Source organism: Burkholderia territorii (assembly GCF_902833055.1).
GTDB lineage: Bacteria > Pseudomonadota > Gammaproteobacteria > Burkholderiales > Burkholderiaceae > Burkholderia > Burkholderia territorii.
On sequence record NZ_CADFEJ010000002.1, the window covers coordinates 560,817 to 583,029 of the forward strand.

Below are 22,213 nucleotides of genomic sequence, written 5' to 3' on the forward strand. Positions count from 1 at the left end.
CCGCGCGCGCGCGGCCGACCGATTGTTCAGGAGGATGCACGTGAAAGAGTCCCGTGTCGTCGTGGCCCTGTTACAGGCGATCATTGGCACGCCGAAGTTGAAGGTGCAACCGCGCAAGGTGGGCCGATGACCTGGCCGAATGCATTGCGTGTCTCGGCACTGTTCGTGCGCGAGTGGGTCGGCCGCCCGGCCGCCGTGGGCGCGTTGTGCCCGAGTTCGCGGCATCTGGCGCGCGAGATGGCCGGCGCGGTGCCGGATGGCGACGGGCTCGTCGTCGAACTCGGCGGCGGCACCGGCGCGATCACCGCCGCGTTGCTCGAGCGCGGCGTGGCGCCCGGGCGCCTCGTCGTGGTCGAGCGGTCGCCGGCGTTCGTGCAGCACCTGCGGCGCCGCTTTCCCGGTATCGCGATCGTGTCGGGCGACGCGCGACAGCTCGAACGGCTGCTGCCGCCCGACGCGGCGATCGATGCGATCGTGTCCTGCCTGCCGCTGCGCACGCTGCCGCGCGAGGACGTGACGGCGATCGTCGGGCAGTGCGAGCGCGTGCTGTCGGTCGACGGCGTGATGATCCAGTTCACCTACGATTTGCGCGCGCCCGCGCGTCACCCGCTGCGCGATCCGGCATTTGTTGCCGATGCCAGCCGGATCGTGTGGGCAAATATTCCGCCTGCACGCATCGTCACGATGCGCCGGGCCGCCATCGGACAGGTGGCGTGATGCCCGCATCGTGCCGCGCTTTCTTTCATCGGCCCTGCGGATGCGGGCGGTCGCTACACGCGCACGACCGGCGATGAATCATGTTGCGCCGCATCGTCGTGGCGCGAAACAAAAAATCCGCCGGCAGGCTCGAGCCTGCGGGCGGGCAAAGACACCACGGCAGATCCGCGCGGGTGTCGCGTGAAGACGGCGGAACCGCGTCAGAACTTGTGGCGCAGCGCGAGCCGCACGGCCACCTGGTTCGACGTGGAGGACGGCGCGTCGGTGCCGGGGATGAACGCCTGGTCGAGAATCGATCCGGTCTTGTCGCCGGCGATGTGCTGGTACGCGGCCTGCACGTACACGTCGGTCCGCTTCGACAGGTTGTAATCGGCCATCAGCCCGACCGAGTGGATCTTCGGCTTCGCGTCGCCGGTCGACGCATCGTATTTCTCGAGCGACAGCACGTACTGCGCACCGACCATGAACGCCGGCGTGATCTGGTACGCGCCGTTCACTTCGAAATTCTGGTACTTGATCGCGCTGACCGTCGCACCCGGCGCGATGATCGCCCCCGGCGTGCCGAGGTAGCCGTTGCCGGTCGGGTTCTTGTAGTTCGAGTTCGTGTACGCGAAGCCGACCGTCGCCGGCCCGAACGTGTAGTTGATGCCCGCGCCGAACACGCGCATGCGCTCGGCGATGTAGCTGGCGTCGTTCGCGGTGATCGCACCGGCCGAGCCGTCGCCGGGGTGGTTCGCCTGCAGGTACGCGGCGCCGATCAGCAGCCCGTTGTTCTGGTATTGCGCGCCGAAGCTGTATGCGCGATTGTCCGAGAAGCCGGTGCTGTTGCTGAAGCTGTATGCGCCGCCGAACTGGAAGCCGCCGAAGTTCGGGCTCGCGTACTTCACCGTGTTGTCGAGGCGGAACGAGTTGTCGGTGTTGTCGTTGTCGAACGGGTGCGCGAGCAGATAGCCGCCCCAGTTGCCGTTGGCGGTGGTCGGCGCGAGATAGTCGACGACGGAGTCGTACTGGCGACCGAAGGTCAGCGTGCCGTACTGCGCCTGGCTCAGGCCGACATACGCCTGGCGGCCGAACATGCGGCCGCCCTGGTTGAGCCGGCCGCTGTTGACGTCGAAGCCGTTCTCGAGCTGGAAGATCGCCTTCAGGCCGCCGCCGAGATCCTCGTTGCCCTTCAGGCCCCAGCGGCTGCCCTGCGCATAGCCGCTTGCCATCTCGTAGACGTGGCCGGTGCCGACGTTGTTCGTGTAGTTGAGGCCTTCGTCGATCACGCCGTAGAGCGTGACGCTGCTTTGCGCGAAGGCGGGCGACGCGAAGGCTGCGGTGACGGCGAGCGCGGTCAGTTTCCTGTTCATTGAGATCTCCGGGTATCCAGCTTGTATCGGTTGTCGTGAGCGCGTCCGGTGAGGCGCGTCCCGTCATCCTGGGCGAAGCGGCGCGGCGCGCGCGACGGCGGTCCGCGCGAGCGCGGCGGCGTGCAGGCGGGCGGCGTCCGGTCCGGTCTCCTCCGATGACTCCGCGCATTGTTCCGAAGCCGAAACGGAACCGGAAGCGAGTAATTTCGATGGATGGAATCGGGTTCGCCGATGGGGCGACGACCGGCTTCGTCTTGCCGGAACGAGGCGTTGCCGCCGCGCGCCGACGCCGGTCGGGCAACGGCCGGGCGCGGCAGGCGCGAGGTGTCCGGGCGGGCGCGGCAGCGGCCTCGGAGAACCGGCCGGGAGGCCCGTCCGGCGGCCCTGACGCGGCAGCCGGCGATCGATTGGCGCGGCCGATTGCAATGATCGGAATTACTCGTTTCCCTAAACATATCGGCGGCTCGACCATGCAGGCTGACCGGACGTGGACGGATACGCGATTCGCCGGTCGCCGCGCATGCCGCGACGCACAAACAACAGATTCGATTTGGAGACGACCCACCATGCAGATTCGACGACTGAGCACGGCGCTTCTTGCCGCCGCGACGATCCTGTCCGCGCCCGCGGCCCACGCGGCCGGCGGCGCGTGCGCCGACGGCAAGACGGTCCATTTCGCGGGCATCACGTGGGAAAGCGGATCGTTCGCGACCGAGGTGCTGCGGCAGATCATGGAGAAGGGCTACGGCTGCAAGACCGACGTCGTGCCGGGCAGCACGGCCGCGACGGAAACGGCGCTCGCGCGCAACGATCTGCAGATCTGGGCCGAGCAGTGGACGGGCCGCAGCGAGATCACCGCGAAGGCCGTCGCATCGGGCGCCGTGAAGCTGATCGGCGACACGCTGCCGGGCGGCACGACGGAAGGCTGGTTCGTGCCCGAATACGTGGTGAAGGGCGACCCGGCGCGCAACATCAAGCCGGTCGCGCCCGGGCTCGCGTCGGTCGACGATCTGCCGAAGTTCAAGCAGGTGTTTGCCGACGAGGAGGAGCCGGACAAGGGCCGCTTCCTGAACTGCCCGACGGGTTGGGATTGCGAGCGCGTGAACACGCGTCTGCTGAAGGTGCTGAAGCTCGACCAGTCGTACACGAATTTCCATCCGGGCACGGGCGCGGCGCTCGATGCGGCGATCGCGTCCGCATACCAGCGCGGTGCGCCGATCGTGTTCTATTACTGGGGCCCCGCCGCGCTGATGGCGAAATACAAGTTCGCGGCGCTGAAGATGCCGGCCTATAACGAAGCATGCTGGAAGACGCTGCGCGACGAGAGCAGCACGCACCAGTGCGCGTCGTCGTACATGGTGTCGCGGCTGACCGTCGGCGTGTCGAAGCCGTTCGCCGACGCGAACCCCGATCTCGTCGGCGTATTCGGCAAGGTGCGCTTCCCGATGGATTTCCTGAACCAGACGATCCTCGAGATGACCACGAAGAAGATCGACGGCGCGGCGATGGCCACGCAGTTCCTGAAGACGCGCCCGGACATGTGGAAGCAGTGGGTGCCGGCCGACGTCGCGCAGAAGATCGCCGGCAGCCTGAAGGGCGCGTAACCAGCGCGCGTCGGCGGGCCCGCGCCCGCCGGCGCCGTCACGCGCCTTCGCGGCGCGACGGAGAATCATCATGAACGGCTTCTTCCTGCACCTGTCGATCGCCGACTGGGTCAACGGCGCGCTCGAGACGTTCGTCGCGCAATACGGCGACAGCTTCCATCACTTCAGCGCGCTGCTGTTGCGCTACCTGCTCGTGCCGCTCGAAGGCGCGCTGCGCGTGGCACCGCCGTGGCTCGTGCTGCTCGTGGTCGGCGCGATCGCGTGGAACGCGACGCGCCGCATCGGCCTCGGCGCGCTCTTCATGCTGCTGCTCTACGCGATCGGCTGCTTCGGCCTGTGGGACAAGCTGATGCAGACGCTCGCGCTGATGCTCGTCGCGACGGTGCTGTCGGTCGCGATCGGCGTGCCGATCGGCATTCTCGCGTCGCGCAGCCCGTGGCTGCGCCGGCTGCTGCTGCCCGTGCTCGACGTGATGCAGACACTGCCGAGCTTCGTCTACCTGATTCCGGTGCTCATGCTGTTCGGTCTCGGCAAGGTGCCGGCCATCCTGGCGACGATCATCTATGCATTGCCGCCGCTGATCCGGCTCACCGACCTCGGCATCCGCCAGGTCGACCCGGACGTGACCGAGGCCGCGCGCGCGTTCGGCACGACACGCTGGCAGCTGCTCGTGAACGTGCAGTTGCCGCTTGCGCGGCCGAGCATCATGGCCGGCATCAACCAGACCACGATGATGGCGCTGTCGATGGTCGTGATCGCATCGATGATCGGCTCGCGCGGCCTCGGCGAGGACGTGCTTGCCGGCATCCAGACGCTCGACGTCGGCAAGGGCACGCAGGCCGGCATCGCGATCGTGATCCTCGCGATCGTGATCGACCGCATCAGCCAGGGCTTCGGCCAGGAACGGCGCGCGCGCCGGCGGCTTGCGCAGCAGCGTCGCCAGAAAGGCGCGTCGCGCGTGCCTTACCGGCTGCCGCGCAAGGCGGCGCCGTCGGGCACCGATTCGAACCAGCCGGCGCAATCGTCGCGCGCATAGCCACGGAGGCACACATGGCGACCATCGAAGTCAAACACGTGTACAAGCTGTTCGGGCCGGAGGCGGCGCATCCGCGCGTGCTCGACCTGTTGCGCGCGGGCCGGCGCAAGGCCGACGTGCTGTCGGAAACGGGCTGCAACGTCGGACTCAACGACGTGAGCCTCGACATCGCGTCGGGTGAGATCTTCGTGATCATGGGGCTGTCGGGCTCGGGGAAATCGACGCTCGTGCGGCATTTCAACCGGCTGATCGAGCCGACGGCCGGCGAAATCGTGATCGACGGCAACGACGTGATCAAGCTCGATCCGCACGGGCTGCGCGAGCTGCGCCGCTACAAGGTCAGCATGGTGTTCCAGAACTTCGGACTGCTGCCGCACCAGACCGTGCTCGATAATGCCGCGTATGCGCTGCGCACGCGCGGCGAGAGCCGGCACGACGCGGCGCAAGCCGCGCGCAACTGGCTCGCGAAGGTCGGGCTCGACGGATACGCCGAGCATTACCCGGATGAACTGTCGGGCGGGATGCGGCAGCGGGTCGGCCTCGCGCGCGCGCTGGCGGCCGATACCGACGTGCTGCTGATGGACGAGGCATTTTCCGCGCTCGATCCGCTGATCCGCACCGAGATGCAGGATCAACTGCTCGAGCTGCAGGCGACGCTGTCGAAGACGATCGTCTTCATCACGCACGATCTCGACGAGGCATTGCGCATCGGCGACCGGATCGCGATCCTGCGCGACGGCACGCTCGTGCAGGTCGGTACACCCGACGACATCCTGTCGCGTCCGGCGGACGATTATGTACGGCGGTTCGTCGAGAAGCGCACGAGTGTGAGCTGAGCCGGAGTCGAACGTGCATGCAGAACGGCGTATCGCGACGAGCGGTGCGCCGTTTTTTGTTGGGATCCCGTGCCGGCGCGATGCCTACTTCGTGCCGAGCACGCAAGCGAGCGGATGCGACGGCACGCCGTTGCGATGCACGGCGACCGAGCCGAAACCGGCATCGGTCATCAGACGCGCCAGCTTCTCGGGCCGGAATGCGTCGTAGGGCGCCCGTTCGAGGTCGCGAACGGTGATCGCGACGATACCGCCTGGCCTGACGACGCGGTGCAATTCGCGCAGGCCGCGCGTTGGCGCGGGCCAGAAGTAGATGCAGTTGATCGAGAACGCCTTGTCGAACGCTTCGTCGTCGAACGGAAGTGCATCGACGGAACCGAGCGCCAGCCGTACGCGGCCCTGTTCGATGGCCGTGCGGTTCAGGTGTTTCGCGGCGGCGAGCATCGTCAGAGAGTGATCGACGCCGGCGAGGCTCGCCGACGTTGTTGCGCCCACGGCGAGCCGGATCGCGTCGCCGGGGCCGAACCCGACTTCGAGTGCATGGTCGCCGTCGTCGATGGCCAGCAGCGACAGCGTCCACGTGTTGTCCGGCCGGTTGTGCCGGCGCATGATGCGGCCGACGATCCGGCCGATCACGCCGCGCGGCAAGCCGGCTTGCCCGAGATGAGTCGTCATGGTGTTTGCCCTCCGGTTCGACGGCGAGCAAGCGGTGTGCCGCCGCCGGGACGTTCGGGCAACACGTGCAAGGCTGCTGGCCGCGCGGCCACGCAGCGTGACCGTTGCGTCAGGGCGCGATCGCTTCCCTTTCGTGCATCCGCGCGTCGGCCGCTTCGCCGTGCAACGCCGCATCCGCCAGGATCAGATCCGCGCCTTTCTCCGCGACCATCATCGTCGGCGCGTTGATGTTGCCCGACGTGATGTTCGGGAACACCGACGCATCGACGATCCGCAGCGCCTGCAGCCCGTGCACGCGCAGCGCCGCATCGACCACCGACGTCGCCGCGTCCGGGCCCATCGCGCACGAGCCGCACAGGTGATAGATCGAACCCGACTGTTCGCGGAAATACTGGAGCATCGCCTCGTCCGAATCGACCTGCGGCCCCGGCGAGATTTCCTCGACGGTCATCGACCTCAGCGCCGGTGCGCGCATCAGCGCCCGGATCACCTTGCTGCCCTGAACGGCTTCGTCGAGATCCTTCTGCGTGGTGAGCGCGTTGATGTGGATCTTCGCGGCATCTTCCGCGCGATTCGACGCGATCTCGATCGTGCCGCGGCTCGTCGGCCGGCACGGATTGAACGCGATCAGGAATCCGGAATAAGGTTCGGGCTTGATGCTCGCGCGATCGCTCTTCGGAATCCGGTACGACAGCGGGTTGAAGTACAGCTGGATATTCGGCTCGTGCGCATCGGCCGCGCCGCGGAAGAAGCCGCCCGCCTGATTGACGCTCATCGCGAGCGGGCCGCGCCTGGCCAGCAGGTAGCGCAAGCCGATCTTCATCTTGCCGACGAGCGTGCCCATCTCGTCGTTCAGCGTCGGCCGGTTTGCCTTGAAGTAGAAGCTCACGCACAGGTGATCCTGCAGATTGCGGCCGACGGCCGGCAGCGCATGCACGAGCGGCACGCGCTGGCGCGCGAGCAGCGCCGGATCGCCGACGCCCGACAGTTGCAGCAGCTTCGGCGTATCGACCGCGCCGGCGGCAAGGATCACCTCGCGCGTGGCGGCGAGCGTTTCGTCGCCGTGTTCGCCCGCAACGACGACGCCCGTCGCGCGTGTGCCGTCGAACGTCACGCGCCGCACGAGCACGCCCGAGCGCAGCGTGAGGTTCGAGCGGCTCAGCGCGGGACGCAGGTATGCGAAGCTGCTGGAACAGCGTTCGCCGTTCTTCGTGTTCAGGTCGTAGATGCCAGCGCCCTCGAACTGCGCGCCGTTGAAGTCGTCGGTGCGCGGCAGGTTCAGCTGCGCGCAGCCCTTGAGGAACTCGTGGACGATCGGATGCACGTCGGCCTTCATCGACGTGACGTGGATCGGTCCGGTCGAGCCGTGATGCTGCGGATCGGTCGCACCGGCCGCGTGCGTCTCGAGCTTGCGGAAATACGGCAGCACGTCGTCGTACGCCCAGCCTGGATTGCCGGCGTTCGCCCAGTCGTCGTAGTCGCTGCGCTGGCCGCGCACGTAGACCATCGCGTTGATCGAACCCGACCCACCGACGACCTTGCCGCGCGGGCAGTACAGCTTGCGACCGGCGAGCTGCGCCTCGGGCTCGCTGTAGTACATCCAGTTGTAGCGGCGGCTGTAGTACGTCTTCGTGAAGCCGACCGGCACCTTGAACCAGAACGACGCGTCGCGTTCGCCCGCTTCGAGCAGCAGCACCGAGTAGCGGCCCGATTCGCTCAGGCGGTTCGCGAGAATGCAGCCGGCCGAACCCGCGCCGACGATGATGTAGTCGTAGATCATGCTTCGTCCTTCGCGGTCAGCCCTTCGCGGGCGCGAGATCCTTCACGTCGACGGGGTGTTCGCCCATCTGCAGGTGAAGCCGTTCGCCGGTGTAGGGGCTGTGGCGCCGCACGACGTCCATGTCGAGCTCGATGCCGAGGCCCGGTTCGTTCGACGGGATGATGTAGCCGTCCTCCCAGCGGATCGGCGTTTTCACGACCTCCGCATGGAAACCGCCCCAGGTCATGATGCTTTCCTGGATCAGGAAGTTCGGCGTACAGGTCGCGAGCTGAATGCTCGCGGCGGCACCCACCGGCCCGTTGTACAGGTGCGGTGCGATCTGCGCGTAGTGCACCTCCGCGAGCGTCGCGATCTTCTTCGCTTCGAGCAGGCCGCCCACGCGTGCCACGTTCAGCTGCAGGATCGATGCGCCGCCCGCCTGCAGCAGCTTGTGGAATTCGTACTTGGTCGTCAGGCGCTCGCCCGTCGCGATCGGAATCGACGTGTGCTTCGCGACCGACGCGATCGCTTCTTCCTGCCCCGGCGGCACGGGCTCCTCGAACCACAGCGGGTCGTACTTCTCGAGCCGCTTCGCGAGCCGGATCGCCGACGACGGCACCATCTGCCCGTGCGTGCCGAACAGCAGGTCGGCCTTGCTGCCGACCGCTTCGCGCACGCGGCGGCAGAACAGCTCGCAGCGATCGAGCACTTCGAGCGACAGCTGGTGGCCCGAATAGGCCGTGTACGGGCCGGCCGGGTCGAACTTGACCGCCGTGAAGCCGAGCTTCACGTTGTCGGCCGCGCACTCGGCGGCGAGATCGGGATCGTCGTAGTCGTATTCGCCGTTCGCATTCTTCGGATACAGGTACGTGTACGAGCGCAGCCGTTCGTGGATCCGGCCGCCGAGCAGTTCGTACACCGGCTTGCCGGCGGCCTTGCCGATGATGTCCCAGCACGCCATCTCGAGCCCGCTGACGACACCCATCATCGTCAGGTCCGGTCGCTGCGTGAAGCCGCTCGAATAGGCCTGGCGGAACAGCCGCTCGACGTGGTGCGGATCGTGGTTCAGCAGGTAGCGGTCGAACACGTCGTCGATGATCGGGCCCATCGCCTTCGGATGGAACGTCGCCGAATAGATCTCGCCGACGCCTTCGATTCCGCAGTCGGTCTTCAGCGTGACGAAGATCCAGTACATCCCGCCAACGTGCGGCGGCGGTACGGCGACGATATGCGTGTCGAGCGAAACGATTTTCATACGGACTCCTTGATGCGGTCGAGGCGATGTTTGAGGAACGCGGCGGCGCCGGCGCCGCACAGCGCGATGGCCGCGATATAGCCGAAATAGAGCTGGTAGCCGTGCGCGCCGGGCCACGTCTGCGTCACGTAGCCGTTGATCAGCGGCACGAACACGTCGGGCGAATAGCCGAGCACCGAGATCAGGCCGATCGCGAGACCGGCGCAGCGCGTGGGCACGCGGCAGTCGTCGAGCAGCGACCAGTAGAGGCCGCGGATCGCATAGGTGAGGATGCCGATGAACAGCACGAGCACGACGAGCATCGCTTGCGGGCTGTGCGGCGGCGCGGCGATCAGCCCGACGAGCGACAGCGCCGCGAGCAGCAGCGCCCAGAACAGCACGGACACTTTCGATACGCGGTCGCCGAGAAACCCGCCGCCGATGCCGCCGACGGGGCGCATCCACAGCTTGAGCGTCGTGATGAAGCCGGCCGCCGTCGCGCTCAGCCCGAAATTGCCTTCGTGCAGATAGGCCGAGAAGCTGTAGGTCGCCCAGAACACCTGGTAGCCGCAGAACACGATGGCGGCAACGAGCCACAGCTCGGGGATCGCCGCCAGCGTCTTGAGGTCGGTCAACACGTTGCCTCGGCGGCCGCCGTCGCGACGGCGTTGCGCTGCCGTGCGGCCGTCGTCCGCATGCGCGGGATCCTTCACCAGCGCGAGCAGCACGCCGAGCGCGATGCAGAAGAATGCGTACAGATGCACGACGAGCGTGAAGCCGGCCGCATCGGTGCCGCCGCGTGCCTGCGTCACGTACGCGAAGAGCGTGATCGCGACGGTTGCGAGCAGCGCCTCGACGAGCCCGCGCCCGCCGTCGAGCAGCCCGAAGAAGCGGCCCTGTTCGTCGGGGCCGGCGATCATGTTCACGCGCTTGATCACGGCCGCCCAGAACGTGAGACCGGTCGTCAGCCCCCAGCCGCCGAAGATCAGCACGAGCGCGTTGAACGACGGCCCGGTCGCGTAGACCAGGCCGAGCGCGCCGGTCGCAAGCAGCGAAAAGCAGATCAGCCAGCGCGGCGACAGGCGGTCCGCGAGCCAGCCGCTCGGCAGGTAGCTCACGAGGAAGATCGTGCCGAGCGACGAGTACAGATAGCCGAGCTGCACGTCGTCGATACGGAAGAACTGCAGCATCGTCGGCTGGTACACCTGCCGCAGGTACAGCATCGGATAGATCGCGCCGGCGGCAATCACGAGCAGCAGCAGTTGCAGATAGCGTTGCGCGCGCGACTCGTGCGCCGCGCCGGGCGACGCGAGCGACGCGACGGGCGTCGACGGTTGGGTCGTCATGATGTCTTCCTCCATCAGGCGTGCCGGATGCGCACGCCTGCAGATTTGTTATGTGTGGTTCGATCTTTGGGCGGCGCGCGGCGTGGTGCCGTGGCCGCGCGCGACGGAAATGGCGCCGGGGCGCGCGTCAGTACTTCATGACGACGAGGCGCGTTTGCGTGAACTCGAGCATCCCGTGCTTGCCGTCGTCGCCGCCGAGGCCGGAACGTTTCCAGCCGGCATGGAAGCCCTGGTATGGATCCGCCGGCGTTCGGTTCACGTACAGTTCGCCGGCTTCGATCGCGTTCGCCACCTTCATCGCGGTGCGGTAGTTCTCGGTGTAGAGCACCGACGACAGCCCGAACTGATGATCGTTCGCAAACGCGATGGCCTCGTCGATCGTCGCGTAGCGCAGCACCGGCATGATCGGGCCGAAGGTTTCCTCCTGCACGATTTCCATGTCCTGCGTCACGCCGGTGAGCAGCGTGGCCGGGTAGAAGAAGCCGGGGCCGTCGGGGATCGCGCCGCCGGCTTCGAGCGTCGCGCCGGCCGCGATCGCGCGTTCGACCATGCCGTGAATGTGCGCGCGCGCCGATGCGCTCACGAGCGGGCCCATCCGCGTGGCGTCTTGTGCGCGGTCGCCGATGCGCACGGCCGCCATCTTCTCCTTCAGCAGCGCGACGAAACGATCGTGCACGCTGTCGTGCACGTACACGCGCTCGATCGCCGTGCAGAGCTGGCCGCAGTGCGTGGTTTTCGATGCGACGAGCGCGGCGGCCGCGCGTTCGAGGTCGGCGTCCGGCTCGATGATCGCGGGCGTCTTGCCGCCGAGTTCGAGCGACGGCTTCGCGATGTTCGCCTTGCAGTAGTCGAGCACCTTGCGACCGGCGTTCACGCTGCCCGTCAACGTGATCATCCCGACCGCCGGATGCGTGCACAGCGCTTCGGCCGTCGCGTGATCCATCGTCAGGATGTTGACGACGCCTGGCGGGAAGCCGGCTTCGTCGACGGCCTTCGCGATCTCGAACGCCGACACCGGCGTATGGTTGCTCGGCCGCACGACCACGGTATTGCCGGCGATCAGCGCGGGCGCGATCTTGCGCAGCAGCGTATAGACGGGGAAGTTGAACGGGATCAGGCACGCGACGACGCCGATCGGCTCGCGCTGCAGGAAGAGATTCTCGTCGGGTGTATCGCTCGGGATGATCTCGCCCTCGATCCGGCGCGCCCACTCGGCGTGGTAGCGCGTGATCTGGCCCGCGTAGACGGCTTCGTTCGATGCGTCCTCGATGCTCTTGCCGGATTCCCGCGCAAGCGCCGCGCCGATGTCGGGCGCGCGTGCGCTCAGCGCGTCGGCAAGCTTGTGCAGAAAGGTCGCGCGTTCGGTGCTCGGCAGCTTGCGCCACGTTTTCTGCGCGGCGGCTGCGGCGGCTGCGGCGGCGAGCGCGTCGGCCGGCGTCGCGGCCGGCACGCGCGCGAACGGTGCTTCGGTGGCGGGATCGTGGACGACGATCGTCGCGTCGCTTTCCGGGACGACGAAACGGCCGTTCACATAGTTGCGTTCGGTACGCATGAAGTGGCTCCTCCGATGGGTGCGGCGGATCGCTTCTGGCGGCGAAACGCGCGGCACGGGACGGAAGCCATTCTGCTCATGCGTTTATTGCACGACAAACGACTTATTTTCGCGTCGAGCATGAGAAAAACGCACGTTACTCAGTCAATCGGCCGGAATCGCCCGTCCGGCAAGACTGCGAGGCGGGTGGCGGGGCGGCGGACGGCGATCGGGCCGCCAACGCAGCCGAGGCTGACTGCACACGCGCGTGGAAGCCGCTTGGGCGTTGCCCGCGCCCGTGGCCAACGCTCGACCGGGCGGCGCCAGGCGGGGACGGATCGCCCGTCAGGCCAGGGGCACCTGCGGCAGCGGCGACGACGGCTCGAGATGGCGCTTCGCGAGCCACACTTCCTGCTGGAGCCAGTCGCGGAACTGCACGATGTGCGGCAGGTTCGTCTGTTCGGGCCGCGTGACGAACCAGTAAGACTGGTGGCCGTCGACGTGCACGTTGAGCACCTGCATCAACTGCCCGTTCGCAAGCTCGCGCGCGACCATGTGGCGGTCGGCGATCGTGATCCCGAGGCCGTCGATCGCCGCGCGAATCGCGTGATCGAGCAGGTCGAACTCGTAGCCGCCGCGCGTGTCGACGTCGGCGATGCCGGCGGCCTTCAGCCAGTGCTGCCAGGTCAGGTAGCGCTGGTCGTCGGTGGCGAGCACGTGCAGCAGCGTGAAGCGGTTCAGGTCGATCGGCGCGCCGTCCTGCCTCAGCCGCGCATAGAGCGCGGGGGCGCAGACGGCGATATGCTGCTCCTGCATCAGCAGTGCGTTGTCGAAGCCGTCCCATTCGCCGTCGCCGAAGCGGATCGCGCAGTCGAGCACGCGCGATTCGCCGAGGCTGTCGTGGATGCGCGTCGTCAGGCTGAGCTCGAATTCGGGATGCGCGTCGCGCAGCCGGCCGAGGCGCGGCATCAGCCAGCGCGCGGCGAAGGTCGGCGGGACGTTCGCGCGCAGGCGGTTCAGATGGGTTTTCTCCTGCAGGCTGCGCACGGTCAGCTCGATCTTGTCGAACGATTGCTGCAGCGCGCGCAGCAGCACACGCCCGGCCGCCGTGAGTTCGAGCTGGTGATGGCGGCGCTCGAGCAGCGTTTCGCCGAGCTGGCTTTCGAGCTGGCGCACCTGGCGGCTTACCGCGCTCTGCGTCACGTTGAGCAGTTCGGCCGCGCGCGTGAAGCTGCCGGTGCGGCCGGCCATCTCGAAGGCTTTCAGCGCATTCAGCGCCGGCATCTTGCGTCTCACGGGGCGGTGTCGTTGTGGTGCGGGATGCTCATTGTAGGCGGGCAGACGGCGAGACGGGAACGCCGAATGCAGCGGCCGTGCGCGCACCGGATATCGGGGTTTTCACGGCCTGCCGGGGCGCGCGCTTTTCTGCGATAAAGCTGCGCTCGACATTGCCGGCACGCCGGCTTGCCAGCCAGACGGAAGACGGAGAGGGACACATCTATCATGCGACGCCTGCCATCGTTGATCGCGTTGCGATTTTTCGAGGAGACCGCGCGTCACCTGAGTTTCAATCGCGCGGCGGTTTCGCTGTGCGTGACTCAAGGCGCGGTGAGCCGGCAGATCCGGTTGCTCGAGGACGCGCTTGGCGTGCGGCTGTTCGAGCGCGATCACAAGGGCGTGCGGCTGACGGAGGCCGGTGAGCGGCTGCTGCCGTTCGTCGGCCAGGCGTTCGATACGATCGAGCGCGGCATCGGCGGGATTGCCGTCGCGCGGCCGGACGCGAAACGGCGTCTCGCGGTATCGCTGCCGCCGACGTTCGCCACGCAGTGGTTTTCGCCACGGCTCGGCACGCTCGCGGAGGCACTCCCGGACGTCGAGCTGTCGATCCGCACCGAACCGACCGACGATTGTCATTGCCATATTCGTTTCGGGCGCGCGGCGCGGCCCGGCATGCACTCGGAACTGCTGATGATGGAGCGGCACGCGCTCGTCGGTGCGCCGCGTTATCGCGGCGATACGCTCGATGCGTTGTTCCGCAGGTTGCCGTCGCTGCATGTGCTGCACGAGGGCAAGCGCTTGACGCTGTGGGCCGACTGGTGCGAGCAGGCTGGCATCGCAGTCGAGCGGATCGGCGACGGCATCGAGTTCTCGACGCTCGAACAGGCGATTCGCGCGGCCCGCAAGGGCGCGGGGCTTGCCGTGGTCGACCTCACGATGATCGAGGAGGAGATCGGCGAGGGCAGCCTCGTGCGGTTGTCGCCGGTACAGCCGATCGGTCCGTTCGGCTATTGGCTCGACATCGCGCCGGAAAACGCGATGGTCGAGCATGTGGGCGCATTCGCCGCGTGGCTGCGGGCGCAAGTGGTGAGGAAGGGGTAGGCATGTCTGCACTGAGCGTAAGTCGTGTCCGATTAATCCGGGCCGACAATCGGTTCAGTCCATGTACGTCGCGCAGCGATTCGGCTTTCCGTTAGCGTCAGAGATCGTTACAAAACCGGAATCGACACAAGCGTTGTCGCCTCCGCCGCGTGATTGCATGTCGCCGCCGGCTACGAGTCGGGATCCTGACCGAAGTGCGAGAGCGTTTCGCGACGCGCCATGGCTTCCGCTTCTGCATCCGAGATGAGCGGCAAGCGACATTTCGCGAGATCGATGCGTCCGACGTTGAAGACGACCGGCTTGGGCCTGGATGCCGATGCAGCGACCACCTGCTCGCCTTGCTCGATGGCGGACGTGCGCATGATTCGAACCACCCTGTGACGAAGCTCGCGCGAGACGATCGCGTCGAGGAGGCGGCGGGCCTCCGAGAGGCGCACGGGACGATGCTCGGCCATCGGGCGGCGATGCTTCCCCGGATGCCGAGTGACGCGGAATCCCGCAATCGAAGAGCGTTTGGCGTTCATTCGTAGATTCCCTTTTCGATCAGGTATGTCTGCAAAGCCCGTACGGATTCGCTACGCGGTGCAACGTCAAATGTCATCCAGCGATGCGAGCCCGCCACCAGCCAGAAGTCCCGCCCGAATCGCGTCGTATAGAGCGCGCGCAGCGACTTGAGCGACCCGTCGGCCAGGCCGGCCGGAAATGTCGGGAAGTACCGGAACAGTGCCGCTTCGTCGCCGTGCGGGGCGGGAATAGCGGCGTCGAAGCCGAGCCGTGGCCACGCGTAGTATCCAAGCAGTCGACGTCCACCGGGTATCGGTGCCGCTTTGCGACCGCCGACCGCCAATGCCTTGATACGGCCGATCCCAAGCGTATCGCAGGCGCGGACGATTCGCCAAAGCATGGCCGCCGCGAGCCCGGCGACAGCGCTATCGGCCAGATCGATCGTCTTGAGTTCGAGTACGGACGTGTCAGATTCGCGGAAAATCGAAATACGATTCTCGGACTCGATCAATGACGAATGAGTCACGCTGAGCGTCAATCTGCCCGAGCTGTCGAGATACGCCTGCACCTCCGATCCGGCCGGCGCGCCGCACAACGAAACAAGCAATTCGTCGGTAACGTCGCCGTCCACGCCAAGCAAGGCAGCAATGTCCAGATCGTTCCGCTCGACCGCGAGCCCGTTGTCGAAATACGCTGTTTCGTACGGGAGAGCATGGCTGAGATCGGCGGGCGCGGGGAGCATGGCTGCGTGCGGAAGCGGAAAGTCCCAGCATAGCGCCACGTTTTCTGTCGGCCGAGTCCACCGGACGGCCAGGTCGAACATGAGGCGGCTCCCGGGGAACCAGGCAAGCGCGCGCTCCGTTCAACACCCGACCGCCTCCTCCCGCACCAGCGGCCTCATCGTCGGCCCCCAAGCGATCGACACGATCTCCCCGACCCGCAGCACGCCGGCCAGCGCAAGCATCGTCGCGCGGCCCGCACCGCCCCCGGCGCGATCAGCGGCCGAGTCCTGCCATCAGCGTGTACTTGAGCTCCACGTACTCGTCGAGGCCGTACTTCGAGCCTTCGCGGCCGAGCCCCGACTGCTTGACGCCGCCGAACGGCGCGACTTCGGTCGAAATGATCCCGTCGTTGACGCCGACCATCCCGCTTTCCAGCGCGCCCGACACACGCCACGCGCGGCCGAGGTCGCGCGTGTAGAAGTACGCGGACAACCCGAACGGCGTGTCGTTCGCCGCGGCGATCGCTTCTTCTTCGGTCGTGAAGCGGAAGCAGCCGGCGACCGGGCCGAAGGTTTCCTCTTCGGCGATCAGCATGTCGGGCGTCATGCCGGTCAGCACGGTCGGTTCGTAGAACGTGCCGCCGAGCGCGTGGCGCTTGCCGCCCGTGACCACGCGAGCGCCCTTCGACGTTGCATCGGCCACGTGCCGCTCGACCTTGTCGAGCGCCGCTTCGTTGATGAGCGGCCCCTGATCGACGTCGCTCGCGAGCGCGTTGCCGACACGCAACGCGCGTACCGCGTCGGCGAGCTTGCGCGTGAAGGCGTCGTATACGCCGTCCTGCACGAGAAAGCGATTCACGCATACGCAGGTCTGGCCCGTGTTGCGGAACTTCGATGCGATCGCACCCTGCACGGCCGCGTCGAGATCGGCGTCGTCGAACACGATGAACGGCGCGTTGCCGCCGAGTTCGAGCGACAGCTTCTTCAGCGTATCGGCCGATTGCCTGGCGAGCAGCTTGCCGACGCGGGTCGAGCCCGTGAACGACAGCTTGCGCACGACCGGCGAATGCGTGAGCGCCTCGCCGATTGCGATCGCGTCGCCCGATACGACGTTGAACACGCCGGCCGGCACGCCCGCCCGTTCGGCGAGCACCGCGAGCGCGAACGCCGACAGTGGCGTTTCCTCGGACGGCTTGAGCACCATCGTGCAGCCGGCCGCGAGCGCGGGGCCGGCCTTGCGCGTGATCATCGCGAGCGGGAAGTTCCACGGCGTGATCGCCGCGACCACGCCGACCGGTTCGCGCGTGACGACGATCTGCGCATCGGGCTTCGGGCTCGGGATCACGTCGCCGTACATGCGCTTCGCTTCTTCCGCGAACCATTCGAGAAAGCTGGCGGCGTACGCGACTTCGCCACGCGCCTCCGCGAGCGGCTTGCCCTGCTCGCGCGTGAGCAGCTCGGCGAGCGCGTCGCGATGTTCGAGCATCAGTTCGCCCCAGCGCCTGACGCGCGCGCCGCGCTCCTTCGCCGTCAGCGCGCGCCACGCGGGCAACGCGTGCGCGGCGGCGTCGATCGCGCGCTGCGCGTCGTCGGCATCGCCTTTCGCGACTTTCGCGATCGTCTCGCCCGTGGCGGGATTCAGCACCGGATAGGTTGCATCGCTCGCGCGATGCGGCTCGTGCCATTCACCGCCGATGTAATGGCCCGTTCTCAGAAATTCGCTCATTGCGTGTCGTTCCTTCAGTCTGCCGCGAAGCTGCCCTGCGCCGGGCGCGGCTCGCGTGCGATGCGCTTGCCGGCGGTGTAGTCGTTGATCAGGTCGCACGGCGTGTAGTTGCGCTCGAGCTCGTACAGTTCGTCTTCGCCGAGCTGCGTCTCGAGCGCGCCGAGCGCGCTGTCGAACTGCGCGACGGAATCGGCGCCGACGAGCATGCTGGCAATCCCCGGGCGGCTCAGCACCCAGGCCTGCGCGATCTGCGCGGGCGGCACGCCGCGCCGCTTCGCGACCTTCGCGACCGATTCGGCGATCGCGAGCGACGACGTGTCGCCGTACATCTGCGCGGTGAAGAAGTCGGTCTGGTTGCGCGTCGACTGCGGTTCGCAGGTCAGCAGGCCGCGCGCGAGCGGACTGAACACCGACACGCCGACGCCCTGGTCGATGCAGTACGGCACCATCTCGCGCTCTTCCTCGCGATACGCGAGGTTCAGCTGCAGCTGCATGTTGATCGGCTTGTCCCAGCCGTTGCGCTCGCACGCCTGCATGATCTTCGCGAATTGCCACGTGTACATCGTCGACACGCCGATGTAGCGCGCCTTGCCCGCCCGCACGATGTCGTGCATCGCGCTCATCGTTTCCTCGACGGGCGTGTTTACGTCGAAGAAGTGCAGCATGAAGATGTCGACGTAATCCATGCCGAGACGCTTCAGCGACCCGTCGATGCCGTCCAGCACGTGCTTGCGCGAATGGCCGCCGGCGTTCGGATAGCTGCCCATGTCGTAGCCGACCTTCGTCGTGACGACCAGCTCCTCGCGGCGCGCGTTGCGCTTCAGGATGCGGCCGACCACTTCCTCGCCGACCCCGGTCGAATAGAAATCCGCGAGATCGATGAAGTTGACGCCGGCATCGAGCGCGCGGCGCACGATCGGCTCGCTCTGCGCTTCGTCGAAGATCCACGGCTTCCATTCGGGCGTGCCCATGTTCATCGTGCCGAGACACAGGCGGGACACCTTCAGGCCGGACTGGCCGAGGCGGACGTATTCCATGCTTCCTCCTGATACGGCCTTGCCGGCCGCTCGTTGTCGGTCAGTTCTTCGCGGGCGTGTAGAACGGGTTCGAGACGTCGCGCGCGGCGGCGAACACGGCATCGCGATGCGGCAGTCCTTCCATCGCGGCGACGATCGCGTTGCGGCATGCGCGGTAGTTGTTCTCGAACACGGCGTCGAGATCGTCGGTTTTCGGGTTGACCCAGTTCGCCGATACGACGACCCAGTCGTTTTCCGCTTCGGGCGGCAGCGTGCCGTTCTCGAGCGCTTCGGCCACGGCCTTCGCGATGCCGGCCTGCGAGGCGCCCCAGGTCGCGTTGCCGTGGAAGTCGCCGTCGATCTGCGCCTTGTTCACGTAAAGCGTGAGCGGCTTGGTCGGGATGCCGGGTTGCGCGATCACGACGAACGGCGCGTGGCCGGCCGACGGCGTCGCGAGCGCGGTCGCGAACGCCTGCCCGGCGGGGCCGTTGCGCGGGCCGATCAGCACGTTGATGTGCGCGAGGTTGACGCCGGGGCCTTCGAAGCCTTCGCCGATGAAAAGCTGTCTGGGTTGCGGTGCGGTCATTGCGTTGTCTCGTCGATGAGGTTGTGTGAGGCGATTGTCCGGGGCCGCGATGCGGCCGGTGAATCGATGTTTCCTGATCGAGGTATGCGTTTTCGTCGTCTCCGGAAAAGCCCTGATCGCCGCGCGCGAACGCCCGCCGGCCGGGCCGCCGCCGCCGCCCGACGATGTCGCGCGACGGGCGGTGCGGGTGGGCGGCGGCATGCCGGCTCCGGGTTTGTCATACCCGGGCGGGGGTTGGAGCGCCGCGCGCGTCCGGACAACAATCGGCGTACCCCGGGCCTTATCTTTCGACGCCCCGTCCTTTTTCGAAAGCGAGTAATTCCGATGGCAGCCATTCAGAGACCCGATTGGTCGAAACTCAGCTCTCTCGACCCGGAGCTGATCCGCGCATTCGTCGCCGTCGTCGAGAGCGGCGGCTTCACCGCGGCGGCCCGCCAGCTGCATCGCACGCAGTCGACCATCAGCCTGCGGATCCGCACTCTCGAGGAGCGGCTCGACACGCACCTGTTCATGCGCAACAGCCGGCGGCTCGAGCTGTCGCGCGATGGCGAGAACTTCCTGATCCACGCGCGGCGGATCATCCAGGTGCAGAACGACGCGATCATCGCGTTGAAGCAGACGAGCACCGACCGCGGCGTCGTGCGGTTCGGGCTGCCCGAGGATTACGCGGAGCTGTGGCTGCCCGACTTGCTGAAATCGTTCTACGCGCTGCGGCCGGGCGCGCGCCTGCACGTGCATTGCCGGATGTCGCTGGAGCTGGTCGAGCGGCTGCAGGCCGGCGAGCTGGACGTCGCGCTCGTCGTGCGGCACGGGCCGAACGCGGCCGGGCGGCTGCTGGGCCGTCACGACGTGGTGTGGGCCGCGCATCGCGACTTCGCGCTCGACCCGCGCGCATCGCTACCGCTCGCGCTGTTTCCCGAAACGTGCTGCTATCGGCAGCGCGGGCTGCAGGCGCTCGCGACCGCCGAACGGCCGTATCACGTCGTCTATACGAGCCAGAGCCCGACCGGCATCAAGATCGCGGTGAATCACGGCGCGGCCGTGACGATGATCGACCGCTGCACGCTGCCCGGGAACTGGCGCGTGCTCGACGAAGCGGACGGCTTGCCGCCGCTGCCGCCCGCCGACCTCGAACTGCATCGCTCGCCGGGGATCTGCGATCCGCTGACCGACGATCTGGTCTCGCTGATCGAGGCCATGGTCGACGAGCGGCGGCGGGCGTCGCTCGAGGCGTTCGCGTAGCGGTGCCGCCGGCACGCATGCCATTTTTTCACTGCAAACCCGTTTTTTTGCACGGTATTGATGCAGTGCCTCCTAAGCTCGGGATGTGTCCAGTATCCGGGACGTCGTCCGTCCGGGCCATGACCCTCGTCCACTCCGGTACCCGGATTCGGCATCGCCCAGGAGGCGCTCGACGTCGCGCGGCACGGGCCGATCGCGCGCCAGATGGTTGCCGTGCCCGGTCCCGTTGCGCGCCGTTTGCGCGTGGCGATGCAGGATCGTTCTGCAGGGAACGCGGATTGCTCCTTCGGTATGGTTTGCCGCGAATTCGCCGGCTACCGTGCTGTCCGCGGGCTGGTCGCGGCCAAGGTTTGTGCGCCGCATCGTAAGCGGCGCAGGCCGTTGAGAGGGAGGAATCCATGCACCTCATGGAAGAAGTGCAGGCCACGCGAGCGGCAAGCGGCCGCGTACGCGTGGCGACGTTGCCGTCCGGCACGCAGCTCGCGCTGCAGTTGCGCGTGACGGTGCGCGCGGCGGACGTGTTGCTGCGCCAGGCGATCCGGCTGCCGGATCGCCATCATTGGTCGGTCGACCTCGAGCGTGTCGACGCAGCCGGCGGCCCGCTCGCCGCGTGGGATTCGCATGTGACGCTGCGCATCGCGAAGACGTTCGCGCCGTCGGTCGATGCGAACGCGCGCGCCAGCGATCCCGACCAGGTTGCCGTGGAGATTCGGCTGTTTCTTCCGGAACAGGCGTATCTGCGCGAGCAGCGCGTCGGCGTCTTCGGCCGGCGGCACGGCAACCGGTTCGGCGCGACGCTGTCGGTGACGGCCGGGTCGCAGTGGGGCGGCCGGCGAATCGAATGCATTCCGCCTGCCGGGCGGTACGTGCATGGCGACACGCTGGAAGCGCTCGTCGACAGGATCGCGGGCATCGTCAACGCGGCGTTGCTGACGGCCGGCCATTCACGGGCCGGCGGTTCGTGACGGCACGGGCGGCGGCGGGCGCCCGGCGCCGGTTCAGGCGTCGCCGGTCTGGCCGGTTTGCCGCTGCAGGTCTTCCATCAGTTGTTCCGCGAGAAAGTCGCATGGCGGGCGCTTCGATTTCGTGCTGCGCGCGAGGATCAACTCGAGCGGCGGCAGATCGGGCAGCCCGTGCGAGCGGCCGAGCATCGACAGTTGCGCGGGAATCGCGCAGCGCGCGAGCGGCGCGACCGCGAGCCCGGCCTCGACCATGCTGAGCAGCCCGAGCAGGCTCGGGCTTTCGTAGGACGTGCGAAACGGCAGCTTCGCGCGTTCGAGGCTGCGGATCGCATTCTCGCGCGCAACGCTGCCCGGCATGAACACCGCGATCGGCAGCGGCCGTTCTTCCCACACGCGCGGCCCGTTCGTCATCGCGGCCCACGCCATCGGCTCGTGGCGGATGAAGTCGCCCGACAGCCCCTTGATACGCGTGCCGCACACGAGATCGACGGTGCCGTCCTTCAGGAGCGGCGCGAGCGCACTGCTCGGCAGCCCGATCACCTGGATCTCGACCTTCGGATAACTCGCCGAGAACTTCTTCAACACCGACGGCAGCAGCGACGATGCATAGTCGTCCGGCACGCCGATTACGACCTTGCCGGTCACTTCCGGCCGTACCACGGCCGCCCACGCCTCGTCGCGCAGCGCCAGCATTCGTCTGGCGAATCCCAGCAGCACCTCGCCTTCGCGCGTCAGCACGATGCTGCGCGGCTTGCGCACGAACAGCGGCCGGCCGATCGCATCCTCGAGGCTCTTGATCTGCATGCTCACGGCGGACTGCGAGCGGTTCACCGCTTCGGCGGCACGGGTCATGTTGCCGGTTTCCGCGACGGCGACGACGGTGGCCAGCACGTCGTGATCGAGCATCTTCATCGGTATCAGGAAAACTGAATGTAACGATCAGCATTATGCGTTTTTATTGTCGCTGTGTGTCTGCCATAGTGGCATCGA

20 protein-coding genes are annotated in these 22,213 nt (G+C 67.2%); 7 read left to right on the forward strand and 13 right to left on the reverse strand.

Going from position 1 to position 22,213, the window contains the following annotated elements; genetic code table 11:
* Nucleotides 1–126 precede the first annotated feature (126 nt).
* On the forward strand, nt 127–717 hold the full coding sequence (locus HW466_RS07105; RefSeq protein ID WP_059508088.1) for a class I SAM-dependent methyltransferase: 591 nt from the start codon (nt 127–129) through the stop codon (nt 715–717).
* Between the two features lie 200 nt (nt 718–917).
* On the opposite strand, the gene HW466_RS07110 is transcribed toward HW466_RS07105, so the two are convergent.
* Entirely contained in the window at nt 918–2,069 is a 1,152-nt protein-coding gene (locus HW466_RS07110) for a porin (protein WP_059770914.1), read from the reverse strand.
* A 566-nt stretch (nt 2,070–2,635) separates the two neighbouring features.
* On the opposite strand from HW466_RS07110, the gene HW466_RS07115 reads away from it, so the two are divergent.
* The 3 genes from HW466_RS07115 (at nt 2,636) to HW466_RS07125 (ending at nt 5,545) form a co-directional block, all read left to right on the forward strand.
* On the forward strand, nt 2,636–3,673 hold the full coding sequence (locus HW466_RS07115) for an ABC transporter substrate-binding protein (RefSeq protein ID WP_059508090.1): 1,038 nt from the start codon (nt 2,636–2,638) through the stop codon (nt 3,671–3,673).
* A gap of 70 nt (nt 3,674–3,743) precedes the next feature.
* A complete protein-coding gene (locus tag HW466_RS07120; RefSeq protein ID WP_060347663.1) occupies nt 3,744–4,709 on the forward strand; it encodes an ABC transporter permease in 966 nt (321 codons plus the stop codon).
* 14 nt (nt 4,710–4,723) lie between these two features.
* Nucleotides 4,724–5,545: a quaternary amine ABC transporter ATP-binding protein gene (locus HW466_RS07125; RefSeq protein ID WP_059508092.1), complete on the forward strand. Its 822-nt coding sequence runs from the start codon at nt 4,724–4,726 to the stop codon at nt 5,543–5,545.
* A gap of 84 nt (nt 5,546–5,629) precedes the next feature.
* On the opposite strand, the gene HW466_RS07130 is transcribed toward HW466_RS07125, so the two are convergent.
* From HW466_RS07130 to HW466_RS07155, 6 genes are all read right to left on the reverse strand, one after another.
* Nucleotides 5,630–6,217 carry a class I SAM-dependent methyltransferase gene (locus tag HW466_RS07130; protein ID WP_170296686.1) on the reverse strand — a complete coding sequence of 196 codons (588 nt, stop codon included), beginning with the start codon at nt 6,215–6,217 and terminating at the stop codon, nt 5,630–5,632.
* A 109-nt stretch (nt 6,218–6,326) separates the two neighbouring features.
* Nucleotides 6,327–7,997 (reverse strand): GMC family oxidoreductase, encoded by a 1,671-nt coding sequence (locus HW466_RS07135; RefSeq protein WP_151005214.1) that lies wholly within the window; start codon nt 7,995–7,997, stop codon nt 6,327–6,329.
* 16 nt (nt 7,998–8,013) lie between these two features.
* A complete protein-coding gene (locus HW466_RS07140) occupies nt 8,014–9,231 on the reverse strand; it encodes a mandelate racemase/muconate lactonizing enzyme family protein (RefSeq protein ID WP_059447592.1) in 1,218 nt (405 codons plus the stop codon).
* Entirely contained in the window at nt 9,228–10,556 is a 1,329-nt protein-coding gene (locus HW466_RS07145; protein WP_151005211.1) for an MFS transporter, read from the reverse strand. Before HW466_RS07145 ends, HW466_RS07140 begins: the two co-directional genes overlap by 4 nt.
* A 127-nt stretch (nt 10,557–10,683) precedes the next feature.
* On the reverse strand, nt 10,684–12,108 hold the full coding sequence (aldA, locus tag HW466_RS07150; protein WP_174905495.1) for an aldehyde dehydrogenase: 1,425 nt from the start codon (nt 12,106–12,108) through the stop codon (nt 10,684–10,686).
* Between the two features lie 324 nt (nt 12,109–12,432).
* A complete protein-coding gene (locus HW466_RS07155; protein ID WP_151006189.1) occupies nt 12,433–13,371 on the reverse strand; it encodes a LysR substrate-binding domain-containing protein in 939 nt (312 codons plus the stop codon).
* 219 nt (nt 13,372–13,590) lie between these two features.
* Here HW466_RS07155 and HW466_RS07160 point away from each other — a divergent pair, with 219 nt between their 5' ends.
* On the forward strand, nt 13,591–14,466 hold the full coding sequence (locus tag HW466_RS07160) for a LysR substrate-binding domain-containing protein (protein WP_059508097.1): 876 nt from the start codon (nt 13,591–13,593) through the stop codon (nt 14,464–14,466).
* Nucleotides 14,467–14,636: 170 nt separating this feature from the next.
* On the opposite strand, the gene HW466_RS07165 is transcribed toward HW466_RS07160, so the two are convergent.
* From HW466_RS07165 to fae, 5 genes are all read right to left on the reverse strand, one after another.
* Nucleotides 14,637–14,990, reverse strand: a complete 354-nt coding sequence (locus tag HW466_RS07165) for a hypothetical protein (protein ID WP_059798922.1) — start codon at nt 14,988–14,990, stop codon at nt 14,637–14,639.
* Complete coding sequence (locus HW466_RS07170) at nt 14,987–15,793, reverse strand: hypothetical protein (protein WP_230943551.1); 807 nt, start codon at nt 15,791–15,793, stop codon at nt 14,987–14,989. Before HW466_RS07170 ends, HW466_RS07165 begins: the two co-directional genes overlap by 4 nt.
* A gap of 172 nt (nt 15,794–15,965) precedes the next feature.
* Nucleotides 15,966–17,417: an NAD-dependent succinate-semialdehyde dehydrogenase gene (locus tag HW466_RS07175; protein ID WP_174905496.1), complete on the reverse strand. Its 1,452-nt coding sequence runs from the start codon at nt 17,415–17,417 to the stop codon at nt 15,966–15,968.
* Between the two features lie 14 nt (nt 17,418–17,431).
* Nucleotides 17,432–18,454, reverse strand: coding sequence for an aldo/keto reductase (locus tag HW466_RS07180; RefSeq protein WP_059770932.1), 1,023 nt, complete (start codon nt 18,452–18,454; stop codon nt 17,432–17,434).
* A gap of 40 nt (nt 18,455–18,494) precedes the next feature.
* Nucleotides 18,495–19,019: a formaldehyde-activating enzyme gene (fae, locus tag HW466_RS07185; RefSeq protein WP_059447599.1), complete on the reverse strand. Its 525-nt coding sequence runs from the start codon at nt 19,017–19,019 to the stop codon at nt 18,495–18,497.
* A gap of 324 nt (nt 19,020–19,343) precedes the next feature.
* On the opposite strand from fae, the gene HW466_RS07190 reads away from it, so the two are divergent.
* Together HW466_RS07190 and HW466_RS07195 are read left to right on the forward strand one after the other, a co-directional pair.
* Complete coding sequence (locus tag HW466_RS07190; protein WP_059870471.1) at nt 19,344–20,261, forward strand: LysR family transcriptional regulator; 918 nt, start codon at nt 19,344–19,346, stop codon at nt 20,259–20,261.
* A gap of 398 nt (nt 20,262–20,659) precedes the next feature.
* The gene (locus HW466_RS07195; protein WP_060271704.1) at nt 20,660–21,226 is read left to right on the forward strand and encodes a hypothetical protein; all 567 of its coding nucleotides are present in this window, start codon (nt 20,660–20,662) and stop codon (nt 21,224–21,226) included.
* Nucleotides 21,227–21,259: 33 nt separating this feature from the next.
* Here the strand turns inward: HW466_RS07195 and HW466_RS07200 are convergent, their stop codons facing one another.
* Nucleotides 21,260–22,135 carry a LysR family transcriptional regulator gene (locus HW466_RS07200; RefSeq protein ID WP_151004310.1) on the reverse strand — a complete coding sequence of 292 codons (876 nt, stop codon included), beginning with the start codon at nt 22,133–22,135 and terminating at the stop codon, nt 21,260–21,262.
* Between the last annotated feature and the right edge of the window lie 78 nt (nt 22,136–22,213).

Bases quoted from the DNA above. Each gene is read 5' to 3' on its own strand.
- HW466_RS07105 (WP_059508088.1), top strand. From the start codon at position 127: ATGACCTGGCCGAATGCATTGCGTGTCTCGGCACTGTTCGTGCGCGAG.
- HW466_RS07110 (WP_059770914.1), bottom strand. From the start codon at position 2,069: ATGAACAGGAAACTGACCGCGCTCGCCGTCACCGCAGCCTTCGCGTCG.
- HW466_RS07115 (WP_059508090.1), top strand. From the start codon at position 2,636: ATGCAGATTCGACGACTGAGCACGGCGCTTCTTGCCGCCGCGACGATC.
- HW466_RS07120 (WP_060347663.1), top strand. From the start codon at position 3,744: ATGAACGGCTTCTTCCTGCACCTGTCGATCGCCGACTGGGTCAACGGC.
- HW466_RS07125 (WP_059508092.1), top strand. From the start codon at position 4,724: ATGGCGACCATCGAAGTCAAACACGTGTACAAGCTGTTCGGGCCGGAG.
- HW466_RS07130 (WP_170296686.1), bottom strand. From the start codon at position 6,217: ATGACGACTCATCTCGGGCAAGCCGGCTTGCCGCGCGGCGTGATCGGC.
- HW466_RS07135 (WP_151005214.1), bottom strand. From the start codon at position 7,997: ATGATCTACGACTACATCATCGTCGGCGCGGGTTCGGCCGGCTGCATT.
- HW466_RS07140 (WP_059447592.1), bottom strand. From the start codon at position 9,231: ATGAAAATCGTTTCGCTCGACACGCATATCGTCGCCGTACCGCCGCCG.
- HW466_RS07145 (WP_151005211.1), bottom strand. From the start codon at position 10,556: ATGACGACCCAACCGTCGACGCCCGTCGCGTCGCTCGCGTCGCCCGGC.
- aldA (WP_174905495.1), bottom strand. From the start codon at position 12,108: ATGCGTACCGAACGCAACTATGTGAACGGCCGTTTCGTCGTCCCGGAA.
- HW466_RS07155 (WP_151006189.1), bottom strand. From the start codon at position 13,371: ATGCCGGCGCTGAATGCGCTGAAAGCCTTCGAGATGGCCGGCCGCACC.
- HW466_RS07160 (WP_059508097.1), top strand. From the start codon at position 13,591: ATGCGACGCCTGCCATCGTTGATCGCGTTGCGATTTTTCGAGGAGACC.
- HW466_RS07165 (WP_059798922.1), bottom strand. From the start codon at position 14,990: ATGAACGCCAAACGCTCTTCGATTGCGGGATTCCGCGTCACTCGGCAT.
- HW466_RS07170 (WP_230943551.1), bottom strand. From the start codon at position 15,793: ATGTTCGACCTGGCCGTCCGGTGGACTCGGCCGACAGAAAACGTGGCG.
- HW466_RS07175 (WP_174905496.1), bottom strand. From the start codon at position 17,417: ATGAGCGAATTTCTGAGAACGGGCCATTACATCGGCGGTGAATGGCAC.
- HW466_RS07180 (WP_059770932.1), bottom strand. From the start codon at position 18,454: ATGGAATACGTCCGCCTCGGCCAGTCCGGCCTGAAGGTGTCCCGCCTG.
- fae (WP_059447599.1), bottom strand. From the start codon at position 19,019: ATGACCGCACCGCAACCCAGACAGCTTTTCATCGGCGAAGGCTTCGAA.
- HW466_RS07190 (WP_059870471.1), top strand. From the start codon at position 19,344: ATGGCAGCCATTCAGAGACCCGATTGGTCGAAACTCAGCTCTCTCGAC.
- HW466_RS07195 (WP_060271704.1), top strand. From the start codon at position 20,660: ATGCACCTCATGGAAGAAGTGCAGGCCACGCGAGCGGCAAGCGGCCGC.
- HW466_RS07200 (WP_151004310.1), bottom strand. From the start codon at position 22,135: ATGAAGATGCTCGATCACGACGTGCTGGCCACCGTCGTCGCCGTCGCG.